This is a genomic window from Lentzea waywayandensis, assembly GCF_900115955.1.
GTDB classification, from domain to species: Bacteria; Actinomycetota; Actinomycetes; order Mycobacteriales; family Pseudonocardiaceae; genus Lentzea; species Lentzea waywayandensis.
This window is the reverse complement of the sequence record NZ_FOYL01000004.1, coordinates 597642-615335: the sequence shown is the minus strand read 5'-3', so window position 1 is coordinate 615335 and position 17694 is coordinate 597642. Positions and strand designations below refer to the sequence as shown.

Below are 17694 nucleotides of genomic sequence, written 5' to 3'. Positions count from 1 at the left end.
GTGCCCAGGAAGTTGATCCTGCCGTATCTCTGCCTGCTCTACTTCATCAACTACCTGGACCGGGTCAACATCGGGTTCGCCGGGCCGAACGGGATGTCGGAGGAGCTCAAGCTCTCGGCGACGGTGTTCGGGTTCGCGTCCGGGGTGTTCTTCATCGGGTACCTGCTGCTCGAAGTCCCCAGCAACCTCGCGTTGCACAGGTTCGGCGCGCGGAAGTGGATCGCCCGGATCATGATCAGCTGGGGGATCGTCGCCACGGCCATGGCGTTCGTGCCCAACGGGACCGTGCTGATCGTGTTGCGGTTCCTGCTGGGTGTGGCGGAGGCCGGGTTCTTCCCGGGGATCATCCTGTACCTGACCTACTGGTACCCGCAGAAGGACCGGGCGCGGATCGTCGCGTTGTTCATGGTGGCGATCCCGATCTCGACGGCGCTCGGGGCCACGTTCAGCGGGTTGCTGATCCAGTGGACCGACTGGCGCACGATGTTCCTCATCGAGGGGCTGCCGGCGATCGCGCTGGCGTTCGTGACGTGGTTCTGGCTACCGGACAGGCCCGAGGAAGCCGTCGAGCAGCCGAAGGAAGAGCACTGGCCGTTGAAGAAGGCCCTCACTCATCCCCGGATCCTGGCACTGAGCTTCGTGTACTTCGGGATCGTGTACGGGCTGTACACGCTGGGGTTCTTCCTGCCGACGATCATCAAGGGCCTGGCACCGGAGGCGGGCGTCGTCGAGCGCGGGCTGATCAACGCGATTCCGTACGTCCTCGGCGCGGTCGCCATGATCCTGTGGGCCAGGCATGGAGACCGCACCGGGGAACGGAAGTGGCACGTCGCCGCGCCGATGTTGCTGGGTGGAGCGGCCATTCCCGTGGCGCTCTACCTGGACAACCCCATCGCGGCGATGGTGGCGGTCTCGGTCTGCGCCATCGGCGTTTGTGCCGCCCTGCCGACGTTCTGGGCACTTCCCACGAGTTTCCTCGGCGGCACGGCGGCGGCGGGCGGAATCGCGTTGATCAACTCACTGGGCAACGTGAGCGGGTTCGTGGCCCCTTACGTGACCGGTTGGCTGCGCGACATCACCGGGACTCAGAAGACGGGCCTCTGGGTCGTCGGCATCACGATGGTCATGGCGGCCGTGGTCGCGCTTGTTCAGAGGGCGGGCACGGAGAAGGTGTAGAGGGCTTCGTAGCGGACGGACGTCTGGGCGCCTTCGGTACAGCCGCCGGCGGGTGCGACGCCGCCCTTGGTGTTGAGGCGCTGCACGTAGCTGACGCCGGCGAACGTTCCCGCGCCCCTGGTGGACTTCGCCTTCAGCAGAAGTTCCGGAACGGCTCCGGGAACCTCGTTGCGGGCTCCGTCGACCGGCGCGGCCTCGACCGCGCTGCCGTCGACGGTGGAGACCCAGATCGGACCGCGCGAGTGCAGTCCGACCGCCCTGCCGAGCCGGTCCGCCAGCGTTGCGGCGGGTTCCAGGCCCTTCCACGCTCCGGCCGTGCAGGTGTAGGTCTGCACGCCCTTGGCGTAGAACCTCTCGACGATCTTGTTGCCGGACGGGACCTGAACAGCGGGTGCGACCCTCGCGTCAGATCCGCCGCTCATGGCTTCCGGGGTCGGCGCGGCGGTGGAGCCCACGCCTCCCGCGAGGATACCCAGAAGAGTTGATGAGACCAGGACTAAGCCAGCACGTTTCATCACGTCCGGTCGTACGGATCCAATACCGGACCGGTTCAGTACCGTCTCAGTTGGCGGGCGCGTAGAACGTGTAGAGGGCCTTGTACGGAACGGAAGTCTGCGCGCCGGCCGTGCAGCCACCGGCCGGGGCGACGCCGCCCTCGGTCGCGAGACGCTGGACGTAGGAGACCTTGCCGAACAGGCCGTCACCGCGAGCGGTCTTGGTCTTGAGCAGGAGCTCGGGCACGGCGCCCTTGATGTCGTTCTTGGCACCGTCGACGGGGGCCGCCTCGACCGCACTACCGTCCACAGTGGAGATCCAGACGGGGCCGCGGGAGTGGATGATGATCGGCTTGTCGTTCTTGTCGACGAGCGTCGCGGCGGGCTCTAGACCCTTCCACGCGTTGTTCGTGCACGAGTACGTCTGGACGCCAGTGGCCTGGTACTTGCCGACCAGTTTCTGACCTGCCGGGATCTGGACGGCCGCCGCGACGGGCGTGTCCTCCGCCTGAGCGACGGGAGTGGGGGTAGCGGTGCCGGCGGTGGGGGTGCCACACGCGGCAAGACCCAGAAGAGCAGCAGCACCAACGAGAAGACGAACATTCACGATTCACTCCAAAGTAGACAGCCAATGTGGACGTTCCCTCGGCTGTCCGCGGTGCAGCCACCCATCACACGGACAGGTGGCCGCACCGGTTCACGGCATCAGAGTGAGCCGGAGCACAGGATCATCAGTCGCAGATCTTGCGACGGTCCTTGCGCCACACCACCGCGACGGACGGACGCGGCTGCGAGGTGCCACCGTCCGGCCAGTGCGAGAGCGGGTTGTTCGCCGACGCGCCGTCGATCTCACCGGGGTGCTGCACGGACACCAGCACGAAGTCCTCGGTGATGACCGGGCCGCAGGTCTCCGCACCCTTGGGCACGGTGAGGAACTGCTTCACCTGGCCACGGCGAGGACCGGAGACGGGCACCGCGAACAGGCCGTCGTTGGACGCCAGGGCGTTGCCGTCGGTGGAGATCCACAGGTTGCCGTGCGTGTCGAACGCGACGTTGTCCGGGCAGGAGATCGCACTGACCTGCGACTTGTCGAAGCCGCCGAAGTACGTGCCGGGGTCCTTCGGGTCACCGCAGACCAGCAGCAGCTTCCAGGAGAACGTCAGCGCCGTGTTGTCGCTGCGGCGCTCCTCGATCTCCAGCACGTGGCCGTGCCTGTTTCCGTTGCGCGGGTTGATCTCGGTCGGGCCTTCCTTGCCCGCCTTGCCGCGGTCGGTGTTGTTGGTCAGCGCGGCGTAGATCCGGCGGTTGTGCGTCGAGGGCTCGACATCCTCCGGGCGGTCCATCTTCGTGGCGCCCATCTTGTCCGCGGCCAGGCGCGTGAAGACGTAGACCTCTTCGGCGGTGAAGCCGGGCACGAACGACTTGTCGTTGTGCGCCAACGCGATCCACTCGCCGGAGCCGTCGAACTCACCGTCGGCGGGCAGCTTTCCGGTGCCGTCGATCTCGGCCGCCGGGCTGTCACCGGTGAACTTGGCGACGTAGAGCGTGCCCTTGTCCAGCAGCTGCTTGTTGTGCTCGCGGGCGCGCTTCGAGCCGCCCTTCTGCATCTTCTCGTCCGTGACGAACTTGTACATGTAGTCGAAGCGCTCGTCGTCGCCCATGTACGCGACCACGCGGCCGTCCTTGGCGACGATGACGTTCGCGCCCTCGTGCTTGAAGCGGCCGAGCGCGGTGTGCTTGACCGGCGTCGACGTCTTGTCGAGCGGGTCGATCTCGACGATCCAGCCGAAGCGGTTGGCCTCGTTGGGTTCCTGGGCCAGGTCGAAGCGCTTGTCGAACTTCTCCCACTGGCGCAGCGACGCGCCGCCGCTGATGCCGTAGCGAGCGAACTTGGCCTTCGTGTCCGGGTCGGTGACCTGGCTCGCGTTGGCGAAGTACTGGTTGAAGTTCTCCTCACCCGACAGGATCGTGCCCCACGGCGTGACGCCACCGGCACAGTTGTTCTGCGTGCCGAGGACCTTGCGGCCCGTCGGGTCGGCGGAGGTCTTGAGGAACTTCGAACCGGCGGCCGGGCCCTTCACCTCGAACGGCGTGGTGAGCGTGATCCGGCGGTTGTACTTCTTCTTGTCGTCCGGGCAGACGAAGAGCTTGCCCGTGCGGGGGTCGCGGTCGACCATCACGACCGACAGGCCGTGCGCGGCCCACGCGATCTTGGCGTGCTTCTCGGTGACGGTGGCCGGCGCCCAGTCCTTGAACATGAACGACTCGGTCGTGTACTCGTGGTTGCTCACCATGAGCCAGCTGTCGTGGTAGCCGGGCACCGGGACGAGACCGCAGAAGTCGTTGTTGAAGCCGAACTGCTTGGCCTGCGCCTCAGGCGTCTGGTTGTCGAAGTCGAACTTCGGCGCGTCGTCCAGCACCCCGTCACCCCAGCGGATGACGACGTCCTGCTGGAAGCCCTGGGGCACGGTGATCTGGTCGAGGGTGTTGGGCGCCACCGGCTCGAAGTTCAGACCGCCGGGGTCGTTGCCACCGCGTCCGAGGGCCCCGGCGTCGGGGTGCGCCGCAGCGGCGGCGGAACCGGAGAACGCGAGCGCGCCGGCACCGGCGACCGCGACGACCGCACCGGCCTTCAGCATGCCGCGCCGGCTCACGACCTCCTTGACGACGTCGCCGAAGTACGCGTTCGCGGACGAGTTGGGCGCCTCGTGCGCGCAGGCGTTGCCGCAGCGGAACTCACAGGTGACAGCCTGACGTCCGAGCGGGTGGTTCGTCGGGAGCAGGGGCAGCATGCGGCGGCCCCGATCGGTGGGTGAGGACACGCAGGCCTCCGAGATCGGTCAGTGTGGGAACTGGCCGAACCTAAGAGCCCAACGAGATCGCCTGCCGTCCAGAAGGTGAACGGCAGGCGAACTCGTACTACTCCCGAACGATCACAGCACGCAGGGTGATCAACCGATTTCACCCAGCTGACGACGGCCCTTGCGCCACACCGCGACGACCGACGGGCGGGGCCTCGCGGTACCCCTGTCCGGCCAGTTCGAGGCCGGCTTGTCGGCACTCGCGCCGTCGACCTCGCCGGGGTGCTGGACGCACACGGTGATCACCCGCTCGCCGATCACCGGACCGCAGGTCTCGCCGCCGCGCGGCACCGTGAGGAACAGCTTGAGGTGCCCGCGTTCCGGACCTTCCAGCGGCACGCCGTAGAGGCCGTCGTTGAGCCCGTCGAGCTTGCCGTCGGCGTCCGTGGAGATCCACAGGTTGCCGTGCCGGTCGAACGCCACGTTGTCGGGACTGGAGATCGGGCTGACCTGCGACTTGTCGTAGCCGCCGAAGTACGTGTTCGGGTCCTCCGGGAAGCCGCACACCAGGAACAGTCCCCAGTTGAACGTCAGCGAGAGCGCGTCACCACGGCGTTCGACGATCTCCAGGACCTGGCCGTGGCGGTTGTTGACGCGCGGGTTCGGCTCGGTCGGGCCTTCCTTGCCCGCCGTGACGCCGCGCTCGACGTTGTTGCTCAGCGCGCAGTAGATCGTGCCGGTGCGCGGGTGGCACTCGATGTCCTCGGGGCGGTCCATCTTCGTCGCGCCGACCTTGTCCGCCGCGATGCGCGTGAAGACGTAGACCTCTTCGGCCGTCATGCCCGGCACGAAGGACTTCTTGCCCGACGCCAGCGGGATCCACTCGCCGCCGCCGTCGAACTTCCCGTCGCTGGGCAGCTTTCCGGTGCCGTCGATCTCGGACGCGGGGCTGTCGCCGGTGAACCGGCCCACGTACAGCGTGCCGTCGTCGAGCAGCGTCATGTTGTGGCGGCGCGCGGCCTTGCTGTTGCCGCGCTTCATCTTCCCGTTGGAGATGAACTTGTAGATGTACTCGAACCGCTCGTCGTCACCGGAGTACGCGACGATGCGGCCGTCGTCGGCGACGCGGATGTTCGCGGTCTCGTGCTTGAACCGCCCGAGGTGCGTGTGCTTGATCGGCGTGGAGTCCGGGTCGTGGGGGTCGAGCTCGATGACCCAGCCGAACCTGTTGACCTCGTTGGGTTCCTGCGCGAGGTCCCAGCGCTTGTCGAAGCGCTCCCACTTGCGCGTGGTCGCCGTGCCGGTGACGCCGTAGCGGGTCAGCCTCGGGTCGTTGCGGCCGGCGGCGTTCGCGAAGTACTGGTTGAAGTTCTCCTCGCCGGACAGGATCGTGCCCCACGGCGTGACGCCACCGGCGCAGTTGTTGATCGTGCCGAAGACCTTCTTGCCCGTCGGGTCGACGGACGTCTTGAGCAGGTCGCTGCCGGCCACCGGACCGCGCACCTCGAACGCCGTGTTGAGCGTGATGCGGCGGTTGTACTTGCTGAAGCGCGGCTTGTAGTGGCCGGAGAACAGCGAGCGCTTGATCATGAACACCGAGAGGCCGTGCGCGGCCCAGGCGATCTTCACCTGTTCCTCGGTGGGGTTCGCGGCGCTGTACCCGCTGAACATGAACGGCTCGCTGGTGTACTCGTGGTTGGTGACCATGATTCCGGTCAGTTCCAACGGGTCCAGCGGCAGGATCGCGGCGAAGTCGCAGTTGAAGCCGAACTGCTTCTCCTGCTTCGCGGCGGTCTGGTTGTCGAAGTCGAACTCGGGGACTCCGGGGAAGAGCGGGTCGCCCCAGCGGATCACGATCCCCTGCTCGTACCCCTCGGGGACGACGACCTCGTCCTTGGTGTTGACCTGGACGGGCTTGAAGTCGAGGCCCTTCGGCGGACGGTGGCCTTGAGCCTCCGGCTCCGCGGCGGCAGCGGTCGTGGGCAGTGCGACCGTCGCGGCGGCCGCGACCACGGCACCGGCCTTGAGGGCGGTGCGGCGGCTGATCAGATCGCCGAAGTAGGGGTTGTCGGAGGTGTTCGGGACGTCGTGGAAGCACGCGTCCCCGCAGCGGTACTCGCATGTCACCGCTGCTCTGCCTACGCGATGGTTGACGAGTGGCAGAGGGATCATGGTGGTGGCCTCCTACGGTCGGTGCGGGAACCGCAACCGACCGTAGGCGTCTGTTCATGCTTTGTTAACCCACAAGTTGTTCACCCACGAGGACAGCTTCGGACGGAACGTCCCTTGTGTCCGTCCTGTTGAACGCCAGCAGGCCGGCGGCGACGAGGCAGAGAACCGCTGCGACGACGAACGGCTGGGCCAGGTGGCTCACGAACGTCGCCGCCAGCGCGCCGCCGAGCCAGCGCAGGAAGTTGTACCCGGCACTCGCGACCGGCCGCGGCGCGTCGCTGACGCTCATCGCGGTACCGGTGAACAGGGTGTTCAGCAGGCCGCTGACCAGGCCGCTCACGATCACGGCGACCACCAGCAACGGCTTGCCGGGCACCGCCATCAGCAGCATGAGCACGGCGAACGCCAGCACCGATCCGATGATCGCGGCCTTCTCGCCGACGCGGTCCGCGAGCCGTGGCGCGAGGAAGACGCTGGACACCGCGACGCACACGCCCCAGCCGAAGAAGATCAGTCCGATCTCGACGGCACCCCAGCGCAGCACGAACGGCGACCAGGCGAGAACCGTGAAGAACGCGGCCGTGTAGAGCGCCGCTCCGACCGAAGTGCGCAGCAGGACGGGGTTGCGGAGGGCCTTGAGCGGGTCGAGCAGGCTGATCTTCGGGCGTTCGTGGTGCGAGTCCTTGGCCAGGAACACTGCACAAAGGATCAGCGCGACGGCCATGAGAACCGCGGTGCCGAGGAACGGCCCGCGCCACGAGAAGCTGCCGAGCAGCGCGCCGAGCAGCGGCCCGACGCTCAGACCGAGGCCGAGCGCGGCCTCGTAGAGCAGGATCGCGGCCTTCTGCCCGCCGCTGGCCGCGCCGACGATGACGCTGAGCGCGGTGGCGATGAAGAAGGCGTTGCCGAGCCCCCACACGGCCCGCAGTCCCACGAGCTGGCCGATGCTCCCTGCCGCCGAGCACGCCAGCGTGGCGACGACGATCAGCGCGAGCCCGCCGACGAGCGTGCGCTTGGCCCCGAACCTCGCCGTCGCGGCGCCCGTGAAGAGCATCGCCACGACCTGAACACCGAGGTAGGAGGAGAAGAGGAGGGTGACCTGCGCGGGTGTTGCGTGCAGACCCTCCGCGATGGACAACAGGATCGGGTCCACGAGCCCGATCCCCATGAAGGCGATGACCGCGGCGAACGCCGTGATCCACACCTGCTTGGGCTGAGCCTGGAAATTCACTTCGCTATCCTAACTGATTTTAATTAGCATAGCGAAGTATCCTGGGCCACAAGGTACGGTGCTGGACGTGGATGCGGTGATCTTCGACCTCGACGGCGTGCTGATCGACTCCGAGCAGGTGTGGGACGAGGTGCGCCAGGCGTTCGCCGCCGCTCACGGCGGCACGTGGACGCCCACCGCCACGCGCGACATGCAGGGGATGTCGACGCCCGAGTGGGGCGCGTACCTGGTGTCCGCGGTCGGTGTTCGGATGTCCGCTTCGGAGGCGTCCGCCGGCGTGATCGCCGAGATGGAGAAGGCCTACGCCGCGCACCTGCCGGTGCTTCCGGGCGCGGTGGACGCGGTTCGTGCCGTGGCGGCACGCTTCCCGGTCGCGATCGCGTCCTCGGCTCCGGCCGTGCTGATCAAGGTGTTCCTGGACGTGACCGGACTGCCCGTACCCGTTGCCGTGTCGTCGGAGTCGTGCGCCGCCGGAAAACCGTCACCGGACGTCTACCTCGCGGCCGCCGCGCAGCTCGGGGTTCCGGCCGCTTCCTGCTACGCCGTCGAGGACTCGACGAACGGGCTGAAGGCGGCGCTGGCGGCGGGCATGACCGTGCTGGCCGTGCCGAACCCGCACTTCCCGCCCGCCGCGGACGTGCTGGCTCAGGTACGGGTGCTGTCCTCGATCGCCGACCTGCCGGACGCGCTGGCGTAGCTGATCGCGGCCATGCCGATCGCGATGCACGTGCAGGCGATGACGCCCTTCGGCCAGTAGATGTGGCTGCTGAGGAACAGGTAGCTGCCGACCAGCAGGAAAGCCGCGCCTGGCAGGGCTTTGAGCTTGGCCTTGAGCAGCGCGCACACCGCGATCGCGAGGCCGGCCGCGAAGAAGCACCACGCGCCCACGGTTCCGAGCTGGTTGCCGATCTTGAAGATGGGCGCGTCGGCGGGCGAGCGCCCACCGTTCGCAACGGCCAGCGCACCGCCACCGATGCCCGCCAACGCGTCGAGCGCGCCGTAGAAGACGACGTACCCGAAGGTGGCCGCGCGGGCCGGGTAGCGGACGTACTTCGGGCTGTCGTCGAGCAGAACCCATTGCGCCGCACCGAGGAGCGGGAAGATCACCGCCAGGATGACGTGCATGTTCTGCCACCACTGCGCGGTCGACGCGTCGAGGTGGTGCGGGTGGGTCAGGCCGATGCCGGCGAGGATCAGGCCGGGGAGGGCGACGAGCAGCGTGCGCACCGGGCCGAACCTAGCGGAAGCTGGACTGTCGCTGAGACTCCGAACACACGAACGTGTCTGTGCCTGAACGGCCGTCGCTGCCTAGCGTGGCGGGCATGACGCAACGAGTTGCTGTGGTCACCGGCACCGCGCAGGGCATGGGCCTGCGGATCGCGGACGTGCTGCGCGAGGACGGGTTCGCCGTCGTCGGCTTCGACCTCCAGGAGAGCAAGGACGGGATCGTCGGCAACGTCGCCAGCGCCGCAGACGTCCAGCGCCTGACGGATCACGTCACGAGCACTTACGGCCGCGTGGACGTGTTGGTCAACAACGCGGGGATCGCCGGCATCGTGCCGTTCGAGGACACCACTCTCGAGCAGTGGGAACGGATCATGGCGGTCAACCTGACCGGGCCGTTCCTGCTCACGCAGGCGCTGGGCAGGGTCATGCTCGGCCAGGGCAGCGGCAGCGTCGTCAACATCGCGAGTGTCGCCGGGCTTCAGGGCGTGGCGGACCGGGCGGCGTACAACACGACCAAGCACGGGCTGATCGGGTTGACGCGGACGCTCGCCGTCGAGTGGGGCGGGCGGGGGATCAGGGTCAACGCCGTGTGTCCCGGCTGGGTCAAGACCGAGATGGACGTCGAGTCGCAGGCCGGCGGCTACTACGTCGACGAGGACATCACCGACCACGTGCCGATGAACCGGTTCGCGGCGCCGGACGACATCGCGCAGGCCGTGCGGTTCCTGGCGAGCGACAACGCGCGGTACATCAACGGTGTCGCGCTGCCCGTCGACGGCGGGTGGACCGCGGACGGCAGCTGGCAGAAGCTGCGGCTCTCGAAGCGCTGAAAGGAAAGGGCCGCCCTCGCGAAGAGGGCGGCCCTTCACAGCATCAGACCTCGCCGCGAATGAACTTCTCGACGGCCTCGTGCGCCTCGGAGTCCGAGTACTGCACGGGCGGGGACTTCATGAAGTACGACGACGCCGAGAGGATCGGGCCGCCGATGCCGCGGTCGAGAGCGATCTTCGCCGCGCGGACCGCGTCGATGATGATGCCCGCGGAGTTCGGGGAGTCCCAGACCTCCAGCTTGTACTCGAGGTTCAGCGGCACGTCGCCGAACGCACGGCCCTCAAGGCGCACGTAGGCCCACTTGCGGTCGTCGAGCCACGCCACGTAGTCCGACGGGCCGATGTGGACGTTGCGCTTGCCCATCTCGCGGTCCACCTGGGACGTGACGGCCTGGGTCTTGGAGACCTTCTTGGACTCCAGTCGCTCCAGTTCCTTCATGTTCAGGAAGTCCATGTTGCCGCCGACGTTCAGCTGCATGGTGCGGTCGAGCTGGACGCCGCGGTCCTCGAAGAGCTTCGCCAGCACGCGGTGCGTGATGGTGGCGCCGACCTGGGACTTGATGTCGTCACCGACGATCGGCACGCCGGCGGCACGGAACTTCTCCGCCCACTCCGGGTCCGACGCGATGAAGACCGGCAGGGCGTTGACGAACGCCACACCGGCGTCGATCGCGGCCTGGGCGTAGAAGCGGTCCGCGTCCTCGGAACCCACCGGCAGGTACGAGACCAGCACGTCGACCTCGGCGTCGCGCAGAGCCTGAACGACGTCGACCGGCTCGGCGTCGGACTCCTCGATCGTCTCCCGGTAGAACTTCCCGAGACCGTCGAAGGTGTGACCCCGCTGGACGACGACGCCGAGCGGCGGCACGTCCGCGATCTTGATCGTGTTGTTCTCGCTGGCGCCGATGGCCTCGGAGAGGTCGACACCGACCTTCTTCGCGTCGACGTCGAACGCTGCGACGAACTCGACATCACGCACGTGGTAGTCGCCGAACTGCACGTGCATCAGACCGGGCACGCGGGTGTTCGGGTCGGCGTCGCGGTAGAAGTGGACGCCCTGCACCAGCGACGCCGCGCAGTTGCCAACCCCGACGATGGCCACTCGAACGGTGCGGCGGTTTTCGCCCATTGCCGAGTCCTCCTTGATCAACAGTGAATCGCTACTCGTCCTGCTCGGACTTCTCGTGCGCGATGAGCTCGTTGAGCCACCGCACCTCGCGCTCCGTGCTTTCCAGGCCTTGGCTGTGCAGCTCACGGGTGTAGCGGTCGATCTGCTCACCCGTGCGCGTGAGCCGCTCGCGGAGCCCCTCCCTGCGTTCTTCGACACACCGCCGGCGGCCTTCCAGGATGCGCATCCTGACGTCGGCCGGCGTACGCGAGAAGAACGCCAGGTGGACCCCGAACGAGTCGTCGTCCCAGGTCTGCGGACCCGCGTTGGCCAGGAGATCGGCGAACCGCTCCTTGCCTTCCGGCGTCAGCTTGTAGACCTTGCGCGCCCGACGTCCCCAAGAAAGAGCCGATTCCTCCGGCCCCTCCTCCACGATCAGGCCCGCACGTTGGAGTCGCCGCAATGTTGGGTACAGCGATCCGTACGAGAACGCGCGAAACGCTCCGAGCAGGTCATGCAAGCGCTTGCGCAGCTCGTAGCCGTGCATGGGCGCCTCGTGCAGCAGGCCGAGCAGCGCGAACTCGAACACGAGTCACCTCCTCGCACCTGCACCGATAGGTGAGGCGATTATATCGGCTCGATACATCGATGGCTCCTTGTAACTGTGGGATGTGGCACACCGTGATACCGCGCCGGACCGCGCTGCCCTGAACGGCCCATCATCGGAAAGCGGTCGGCACGTACTCTGGTCACGTGTTGACCCAACGGCAGGTGGTGGACTACTCGCTGCAGCGGCGTGCGCTGCTGGCGGAGGTCTATGCCGGTCGCACGGGCACCATGGAGGTCTGCGACGCGAACCCGTACCTGCTGCGAGCTGCGAAGTTCCACGGGACGGCGACCGACGTGCCTTGCCCTGTGTGCCGCAAGGAACCGCTCACGCACGTGTCGTGGGTCTACGGTGACGAGCTCAAGCACGCGGCCGGCTCGGCGCGCACACCTGAAGAACTGGTGAAGATGGCGAACCTCTTCGACGAGTTCTCCGTGTACCTAGTTGAAGTTTGTCGCACGTGCAGTTGGAACCACCTGGTGCAGTCATACGTCCTGGGGAAGCGTGGGCTGGAAAAGCCACGCAGGAGGACTGCGGCGGAATGACCCACAGGTGACACTGCTCCGAATGAAGTACGACCACCGAACCGTGTGCTGATGCACGCCGGTCTGGGAGGCCTTTTCACGTGAACGACCAGCATGATGACCGGCAGCGCGGAGGCGAGCCGCAGTGGCCGACCGGGGACGACCCGGACGGCGGCGGCACGAGGCGCGATGTCCCGAATCAGCCGCGACCGGGCACCCCACCCGGCGGTTTCGCGCGCCCTCCCCAGGGTGGCACGCCACCTGGTGGTTTCCCACAGCAACAGCCCCCACGCCGCCCGAACGGACCAGGCGGTCCGCAGGGCGGTCCTGGTGGGCCTCAGGGCGGTCCAGGGCGTCCGCCAGGACCCGGGATGAACGGTCCCGGCGGTCCTGGTGTCCCTCAGGGCGGCCCCGGTGGCCGTCCTCCGACGCCTCCCGGTGGGATGCCGATCGCGCCGCCTCCCGGCGGCCGTCGCCCCGGCGGACCCGGCGGCCCTCAGGGCGGCCCTGGTGGTCCCGGTCGCCCCGGCATGCCCCCGCGCAACCCCGGTGAGGAACGCACCACGCAGATGCCACCGGTCAACCGGCCGACGCAGCGCGAGCCCGAGCTCATCACGCACCGCGAGCCGGACGACGAGTTCCTCATGGCCGGTGTCGCCGACGATGACGACGAGTACTACGACGACGAGCCGGAGCTCACCGAAGAGGAGGAGCGTCGTCTGCGCAAGAAGAAGATCTGGAAGCGCGTCCGAATTGGTGCGTTCGTCGCGATCGGCCTGATGATCCTCGGTCCGGTGATCGCCATCGCGGTCGCGTACCCGCTGGTCGAGTGGCCGCGTCCGAACGAGATCGCGGACGCCCAGGACAAGACGATCACGCTGCTCTACTCGGACGGCTCCGAGATGGGCAAGATCACCTCGCCCGGTCAGAACCGCACGATGCTGACGTACGAGGAGATTCCGGACAACGTCAAGAACGCGGTCATGGCCGCGGAGGACGCGAACTTCTACGACAACCCCGGCTTCGACGCCAAGGCCATCGTCCGCGCCGTCTGGATCCAGGCGACGGGTGGTAGCTCCGGTGGTTCCGGTCTGACGCAGCAGTACATCAAGAAGGCGACGGGCAACGAGGACCCGACGCTGACTCGTAAGTTCACCGAGCTCGTCAAGGCCTACAAGATGAGCAACGAGTCGGACCACAACACGATCCTCACCGCGTACCTCAACACGGTGTACTTCGGTCGTGGCGCGAACGGCTTCAAGGCCGCCTCGCAGGTCTACTACAACAAGCCGATGAAGGACCTCACGCCGTCCGAGGCCGCGCTCATCTCGGGCATGATCCAGACGCCCTCCTGGTCCGAGGACGAGGAGTACGCGAAGAAGCGCTGGGAATTCGTGATGGGCCAGATGCTTCAGAAGAAGTGGATCAGCCAGGCCGACTACGACGCCCGCCAGTTCCCGCAGCCACTGCCGTTCGAGCAGACGCAGCCCGCCGGTCTCGACGGCCCGCTCGCCCGCGTGAGCCAGCAGGTCCAGAACGAGATCGACAGCGAGCTCGTCGGCCTCACGATGGAGAAGGCGCAGAAGGTCGGCGTCACCGTCCACACGACGATCGACCCGAAGATGCAGCAGGCCGCGGTCGACGCCGTGAACTCCGTCATGGACGGCCAGGACGCCGAACTACGCACGTCGCTGAGCGCGATCGAACCGCAGTCGGGCGCCGTCAAGGCCTACTACCCGGGCAAGGACGGTCTGAAGGGCATCGACTACGCCAAGGGCACGATCCAGGAGGCCGGCTCGTCGTTCAAGCCGTTCGACCTGGTGGCGGCCCTGAAGATGGGCAAGGGCATCGGCGACACCTACGACGCCTCGCCGCGCAAGATCGCCGGCGTCGAGATCCGCAACGCCGGCAACACCACGTGCGGCAAGCAGTGCCCGATCAAGCAGGCCATGAAGGAGTCCCTCAACACCGTGTTCTACGACATGGTGGCGGGCCCCGAGGGCACGGGCACGAAGGCAGTGGCGGACGCGGCACACGCGGCCGGCATCCCGAAGATCGTCCGGGTCGGCGGCCAGGACAAGCAGACCCTGGTCGGCGAGGGCGGCAACCCGCCCACCGCCGGTATCTCCATCGGTGCCGACAGCGCCCAGGTGCGGCCGTTCGACATGGCCTCCGCCTTCGCGACGTTCGCGGCTCGCGGCATTTACCGGGCTCCGTTCTTCGTCACGAAGATCGTGGGCCCCACCGGTGACGTCCTCTACCAGCACGTCGACCAGCCGGTGCCGGCGTTCGACCCGGTCGAGACGAAGAGCCGCGACATCGCGGACAACGTCACCGAGACGCTCAAGGACATCCCGTCAGGGCCGATCGCGTGCGCCAGCGGCCGCCCGTGCGCCGGCAAGACCGGTACGCACGAGCTCCCCGGCAGCGTCGACCAGAACTCGAAGGCCTGGATGGTCGGCTACACGCCGCAGCTGTCCACCTCCGTGTGGGTCGGCAAGGACCAGGGCAACGTGGCCATCAAGAACAAGCAGGGCAACCCCATCTTCGGTAGCGGCCTGCCTGGTCTGATGTGGAAGAAGTTCATGGACACGGCACTCGCGGGCGCGCAGAAGGAGCCGTTCCCGAAGCCGGTCCCGCTGGGCAACTTCAACCCGCCGCGCAAGTCCGACCCGCCGTCGACGCCGCCGAGCAACCAGCAGCCGAGCAACCAGCAGCCCAGCAACACGCAGCCGAGCAACACGCAGCCGTCGCAGACCAGGCCGACCAAGCCGTCGGGCTGTGGCCAGATCATCTGCCCGCCGTCCGGCCAGCCGGACCCGAGCGAAGATCCCGGAACCGGGGGCCGCAATCCGGGTGGCGGCTAGAGATCGATCATGAGAAAGGGCCTGACGCGTACTCCGCGTCAGGCCCTTTCTTCTTCGGTCCAGGGATGTTGACCACGGCGAAACGGTCTTGGCCGTAACATCCGCGACGTGCCCAGCAGCCCTGCCGAGCTTCCCGCCGAGGCCCCCGAGAAGGACCTCTCCGAGGAAACCGACTCGCTCACTCACGAAGAGCGCGTCGCCCCCACGTGGACCGAGTCGCTCGCCCGCGGCCTGAGCAGACCGTTCGGCGGTCCCCTCGGCGAGCACGCGCAGATCGGCCGGAACTACTTCTGGACGGCACTGCGGGTGATCCTGATGCTCGCCGTGGTCACGTTGCTGCTGGGGTGGGTGCAGAAGTCGCCGTGCATCCAGCAGTACACGGACGACAAGGGCGTCGTGCAGCTCGACTGGCGGGGCAGCAAGCAGTTCACCGCGCTCTGCTACTCCGACACGGTGCCGCTCTACACCGCGGAACGGCTCGACCAGCGCGGAGCCTTCCCGTACATCACGTCCTGGAAGGACGACGAGGGCAAGCCGACCGAGCACGTCCGGTACATGGAGTACCCGGTGGTCACCGGTGTGTTCATGTGGCTCAACGCTCGGGTGGCGCAGGGCCTCGTGGCGCTCATCCCAGGGCTGCCGATGACGGTGATCGTGTTCTTCGACGTCACCGCGTTCTGGCTGGCCGTGGCGTGGCTGGTGACCGTGTTCTCGGTGGCCAGGATCGCCCGGCGCCGGATCTGGGACGCGGCGATCGTCGCGGTGTCGCCGCTGGTCATCGTCCACGCGTTCACGAACTTCGACACGATCGCGACGGCGTTCGCGACGGCCGGCCTGCTGGCGTGGGCGCGGAAGAAACCCGCGCTCGCCGGTGTGCTGCTGGGGCTCGGTGGCGCGGCGAAGCTCTATCCGTTGTTCCTGCTCGGGCCGTTGCTGTTGCTGTGCTGGCGGTCCAACAGAATCAAGGCAGGACTCACCACCACCGCGGCGGCCATAGGCGCGTGGGCGCTCGTCAACGCGCCGATCGCCTTGAACCCGGCCTCGCAGACGGGGTGGAGGGAGTTCTTCCGCCTCAACACCGAACGCAACGCCGACCCGGACACGCTCTACAACGTGCTCGTGCAGTGGACGGGGTGGCAGGGCTTCGACCCGGGACTGACGCAGGGGCAACCGCCGACGGTCCTCAACACGGTCAGCTCCGTGCTGTTCCTCGTCTGTTGCGCCGGCATCGCCTACGTGACCCTCTCGGCGCCGACGAGGCCCCGGCTCGCGCAGCTCGGGTTCCTGGTCGTGGCGGCGTTCCTGTTGACGAACAAGGTGTGGAGCCCGCAGTACTCGCTGTGGCTGGTGCCACTGGCCGTGCTGGCGTTGCCGCGCTGGAAGCTGCTGCTGGCGTGGATGGCGGTCGACGCACTGGTGTGGGTGCCGCGCATGTACTTCTACCTCGGCACGGACAACAAGGGACTGCCGATCGACTGGTTCCTCGGCGCCGTGCTGCTGCGGGACGCGGCCGTCATCACGTTGTGCGTGCTGATCCTGAAGGAGATCTACCACCCGGAGCGCGACCTCGTGCGGATGGCGGGCGACGACCCGTTGGCGGGCGTTCTGGCCGATGCGCCGGACCGTCAGCTGATCAAACCCTCACGAGGCGCGCCATCGCACCGAATGCGTTCCCGTTCGGATGCAGGTGATCACCGGAGTCGAACTCCGGACGCAGTCTGAGCGGATCGGCGGGGTCGCGCACGGCCTCGTCGAAGTCGATCGCGGCGGGGAAGGTGGCGCGGATCCACGCGTTCACCTTCTGCCGCTGCTGTTCCTTCTCCTCGGTCCAGGTGTACCAGCCGCGCCACGGCGTGATGGTGCCGATGTGGAACTCCACGCCCGCGTTCCGGCACCGCAGCTGAACGGTGCGGATGCCGGCGATGACGTTCTCGGCGCTGACGCCGTTCTGGATGTCGTTGATGCCGCCGAGCAACACGACCTTGCGCACTTCCTTGCTGTACAGGACGTCCCGGTGCACACGGGTGACCATCGGCGCGTTGCCCAGCACCACGCCGTTGCCGTTGATGCCCGCGTTCAGCACCGCGTAGTCGGTCTCGACCAGCGACGGCCAGGTGTTCTCGGAGAACCCCTCGGTGATGGAGTCGCCGAACATCACCACGGCACCCGGCGCGGTGAAGCCGGCGACCTCGACCGCCGAGACGAGGCAGATCTGCTCGCGCGTCGACGTGATCGTGCGATGGGCGCGCGCCTGACACGGCGTGCCGGCGGGGGCGTACGTGCTGATGTCGAGCGTCTTGGTGACCTTGAGCTGCACGGCGTCGCTGTAGACGTCGTCGCGGGCCCTGATCGTGACGGAACGAGACCTGCCGAACGTGAGCTGCCGCGTCTCGCCGTCGGCGGTGACCACGACCTGCTCGACGCGGACCGGCTTGATGCCCATCAGGTTCGACAGCCGCACCCGGACCGACGTGCCGCCCGCCGCGAGGTCGACCGTCGTGCGCACGCTCTGGTCCGGCACGGAGCTCGACAGCGTCGGCACGGCCTGCCACACCGGCAGCCAGCGGATCACCTCAGAGCGCACGGGCACGCCGGAGGCACCGCAGACCAGCAGCAACGCCAGCACGATGATCACCCTCACGGGTGAAGTCTGCGGC

Annotated in this window: 15 protein-coding genes; 6 read left to right on the top strand and 9 right to left on the bottom strand. The window is 67.6% G+C overall.

What is annotated here, in order from left to right:
- On the top strand, window positions 1-1176 hold the full coding sequence (locus tag BM417_RS18640; RefSeq protein WP_245821992.1) for an MFS transporter: 1176 nt from the start codon (window positions 1-3) through the stop codon (window positions 1174-1176).
- Here BM417_RS18640 and BM417_RS18635 read toward each other — a convergent pair.
- From BM417_RS18635 to BM417_RS18615, 5 genes are all read right to left on the bottom strand, one after another.
- Entirely contained in the window at window positions 1149-1631 is a 483-nt protein-coding gene (locus BM417_RS18635; RefSeq protein WP_245821991.1) for a DUF3455 domain-containing protein, read from the bottom strand. The genes BM417_RS18640 and BM417_RS18635 overlap by 28 nt on opposite strands.
- 106 nt (window positions 1632-1737) lie before the next feature.
- The gene (locus BM417_RS18630; RefSeq protein ID WP_218164502.1) at window positions 1738-2277 is read right to left on the bottom strand and encodes a DUF3455 domain-containing protein; all 540 of its coding nucleotides are present in this window, start codon (window positions 2275-2277) and stop codon (window positions 1738-1740) included.
- A gap of 124 nt (window positions 2278-2401) precedes the next feature.
- A complete protein-coding gene (locus tag BM417_RS18625) occupies window positions 2402-4462 on the bottom strand; it encodes a PhoX family protein (RefSeq protein ID WP_093595262.1) in 2061 nt (686 codons plus the stop codon).
- 159 nt (window positions 4463-4621) lie between these two features.
- Window positions 4622-6643: a PhoX family protein gene (locus tag BM417_RS18620; RefSeq protein WP_177320481.1), complete on the bottom strand. Its 2022-nt coding sequence runs from the start codon at window positions 6641-6643 to the stop codon at window positions 4622-4624.
- 64 nt (window positions 6644-6707) lie between these two features.
- Window positions 6708-7874 (bottom strand): MFS transporter, encoded by a 1167-nt coding sequence (locus tag BM417_RS18615; RefSeq protein ID WP_093595256.1) that lies wholly within the window; start codon window positions 7872-7874, stop codon window positions 6708-6710.
- Between the two features lie 67 nt (window positions 7875-7941).
- Between BM417_RS18615 and BM417_RS18610 the strand changes: the two genes are divergently transcribed.
- Window positions 7942-8571 carry an HAD family hydrolase gene (locus tag BM417_RS18610; RefSeq protein ID WP_093596216.1) on the top strand — a complete coding sequence of 210 codons (630 nt, stop codon included), beginning with the start codon at window positions 7942-7944 and terminating at the stop codon, window positions 8569-8571.
- On the opposite strand, the gene BM417_RS18605 is transcribed toward BM417_RS18610, so the two are convergent.
- Window positions 8520-9101, bottom strand: a complete 582-nt coding sequence (locus tag BM417_RS18605) for a hypothetical protein (RefSeq protein ID WP_093595253.1) — start codon at window positions 9099-9101, stop codon at window positions 8520-8522. The two genes, BM417_RS18610 and BM417_RS18605, sit on opposite strands and share 52 nt — an antisense overlap.
- A 95-nt stretch (window positions 9102-9196) precedes the next feature.
- On the opposite strand from BM417_RS18605, the gene BM417_RS18600 reads away from it, so the two are divergent.
- Window positions 9197-9931 (top strand): SDR family NAD(P)-dependent oxidoreductase, encoded by a 735-nt coding sequence (locus tag BM417_RS18600; RefSeq protein WP_093595250.1) that lies wholly within the window; start codon window positions 9197-9199, stop codon window positions 9929-9931.
- A gap of 43 nt (window positions 9932-9974) precedes the next feature.
- On the opposite strand, the gene BM417_RS18595 is transcribed toward BM417_RS18600, so the two are convergent.
- Complete coding sequence (locus BM417_RS18595; RefSeq protein WP_093595247.1) at window positions 9975-11060, bottom strand: inositol-3-phosphate synthase; 1086 nt, start codon at window positions 11058-11060, stop codon at window positions 9975-9977.
- Window positions 11061-11091: 31 nt separating this feature from the next.
- On the bottom strand, window positions 11092-11628 hold the full coding sequence (locus tag BM417_RS18590) for a PadR family transcriptional regulator (RefSeq protein ID WP_030480153.1): 537 nt from the start codon (window positions 11626-11628) through the stop codon (window positions 11092-11094).
- Window positions 11629-11792: 164 nt separating this feature from the next.
- Between BM417_RS18590 and BM417_RS18585 the strand changes: the two genes are divergently transcribed.
- From BM417_RS18585 to BM417_RS18575, 3 genes are all read left to right on the top strand, one after another.
- Window positions 11793-12191: a DUF5318 domain-containing protein gene (locus tag BM417_RS18585; RefSeq protein ID WP_030480154.1), complete on the top strand. Its 399-nt coding sequence runs from the start codon at window positions 11793-11795 to the stop codon at window positions 12189-12191.
- Between the two features lie 350 nt (window positions 12192-12541).
- Window positions 12542-15037 carry a transglycosylase domain-containing protein gene (locus BM417_RS18580; protein WP_093596213.1) on the top strand — a complete coding sequence of 832 codons (2496 nt, stop codon included), beginning with the start codon at window positions 12542-12544 and terminating at the stop codon, window positions 15035-15037.
- Between the two features lie 108 nt (window positions 15038-15145).
- Window positions 15146-16759, top strand: coding sequence for a glycosyltransferase family 87 protein (locus BM417_RS18575; protein WP_093595244.1), 1614 nt, complete (start codon window positions 15146-15148; stop codon window positions 16757-16759).
- Here the strand turns inward: BM417_RS18575 and BM417_RS18570 are convergent.
- Window positions 16671-17678, bottom strand: coding sequence for a GDSL-type esterase/lipase family protein (locus BM417_RS18570; RefSeq protein WP_093595241.1), 1008 nt, complete (start codon window positions 17676-17678; stop codon window positions 16671-16673). The genes BM417_RS18575 and BM417_RS18570 overlap by 89 nt on opposite strands.
- Between the last annotated feature and the right edge of the window lie 16 nt (window positions 17679-17694).

Bases quoted from the DNA above. Each gene is read 5' to 3' on its own strand.
- BM417_RS18625 (WP_093595262.1), bottom strand. From the start codon at position 4,462: ATGCTGCCCCTGCTCCCGACGAACCACCCGCTCGGACGTCAGGCTGTC.
- BM417_RS18620 (WP_177320481.1), bottom strand. From the start codon at position 6,643: ATGATCCCTCTGCCACTCGTCAACCATCGCGTAGGCAGAGCAGCGGTG.
- BM417_RS18600 (WP_093595250.1), top strand. From the start codon at position 9,197: ATGACGCAACGAGTTGCTGTGGTCACCGGCACCGCGCAGGGCATGGGC.
- BM417_RS18595 (WP_093595247.1), bottom strand. From the start codon at position 11,060: ATGGGCGAAAACCGCCGCACCGTTCGAGTGGCCATCGTCGGGGTTGGC.
- BM417_RS18580 (WP_093596213.1), top strand. From the start codon at position 12,542: ATGAACGGTCCCGGCGGTCCTGGTGTCCCTCAGGGCGGCCCCGGTGGC.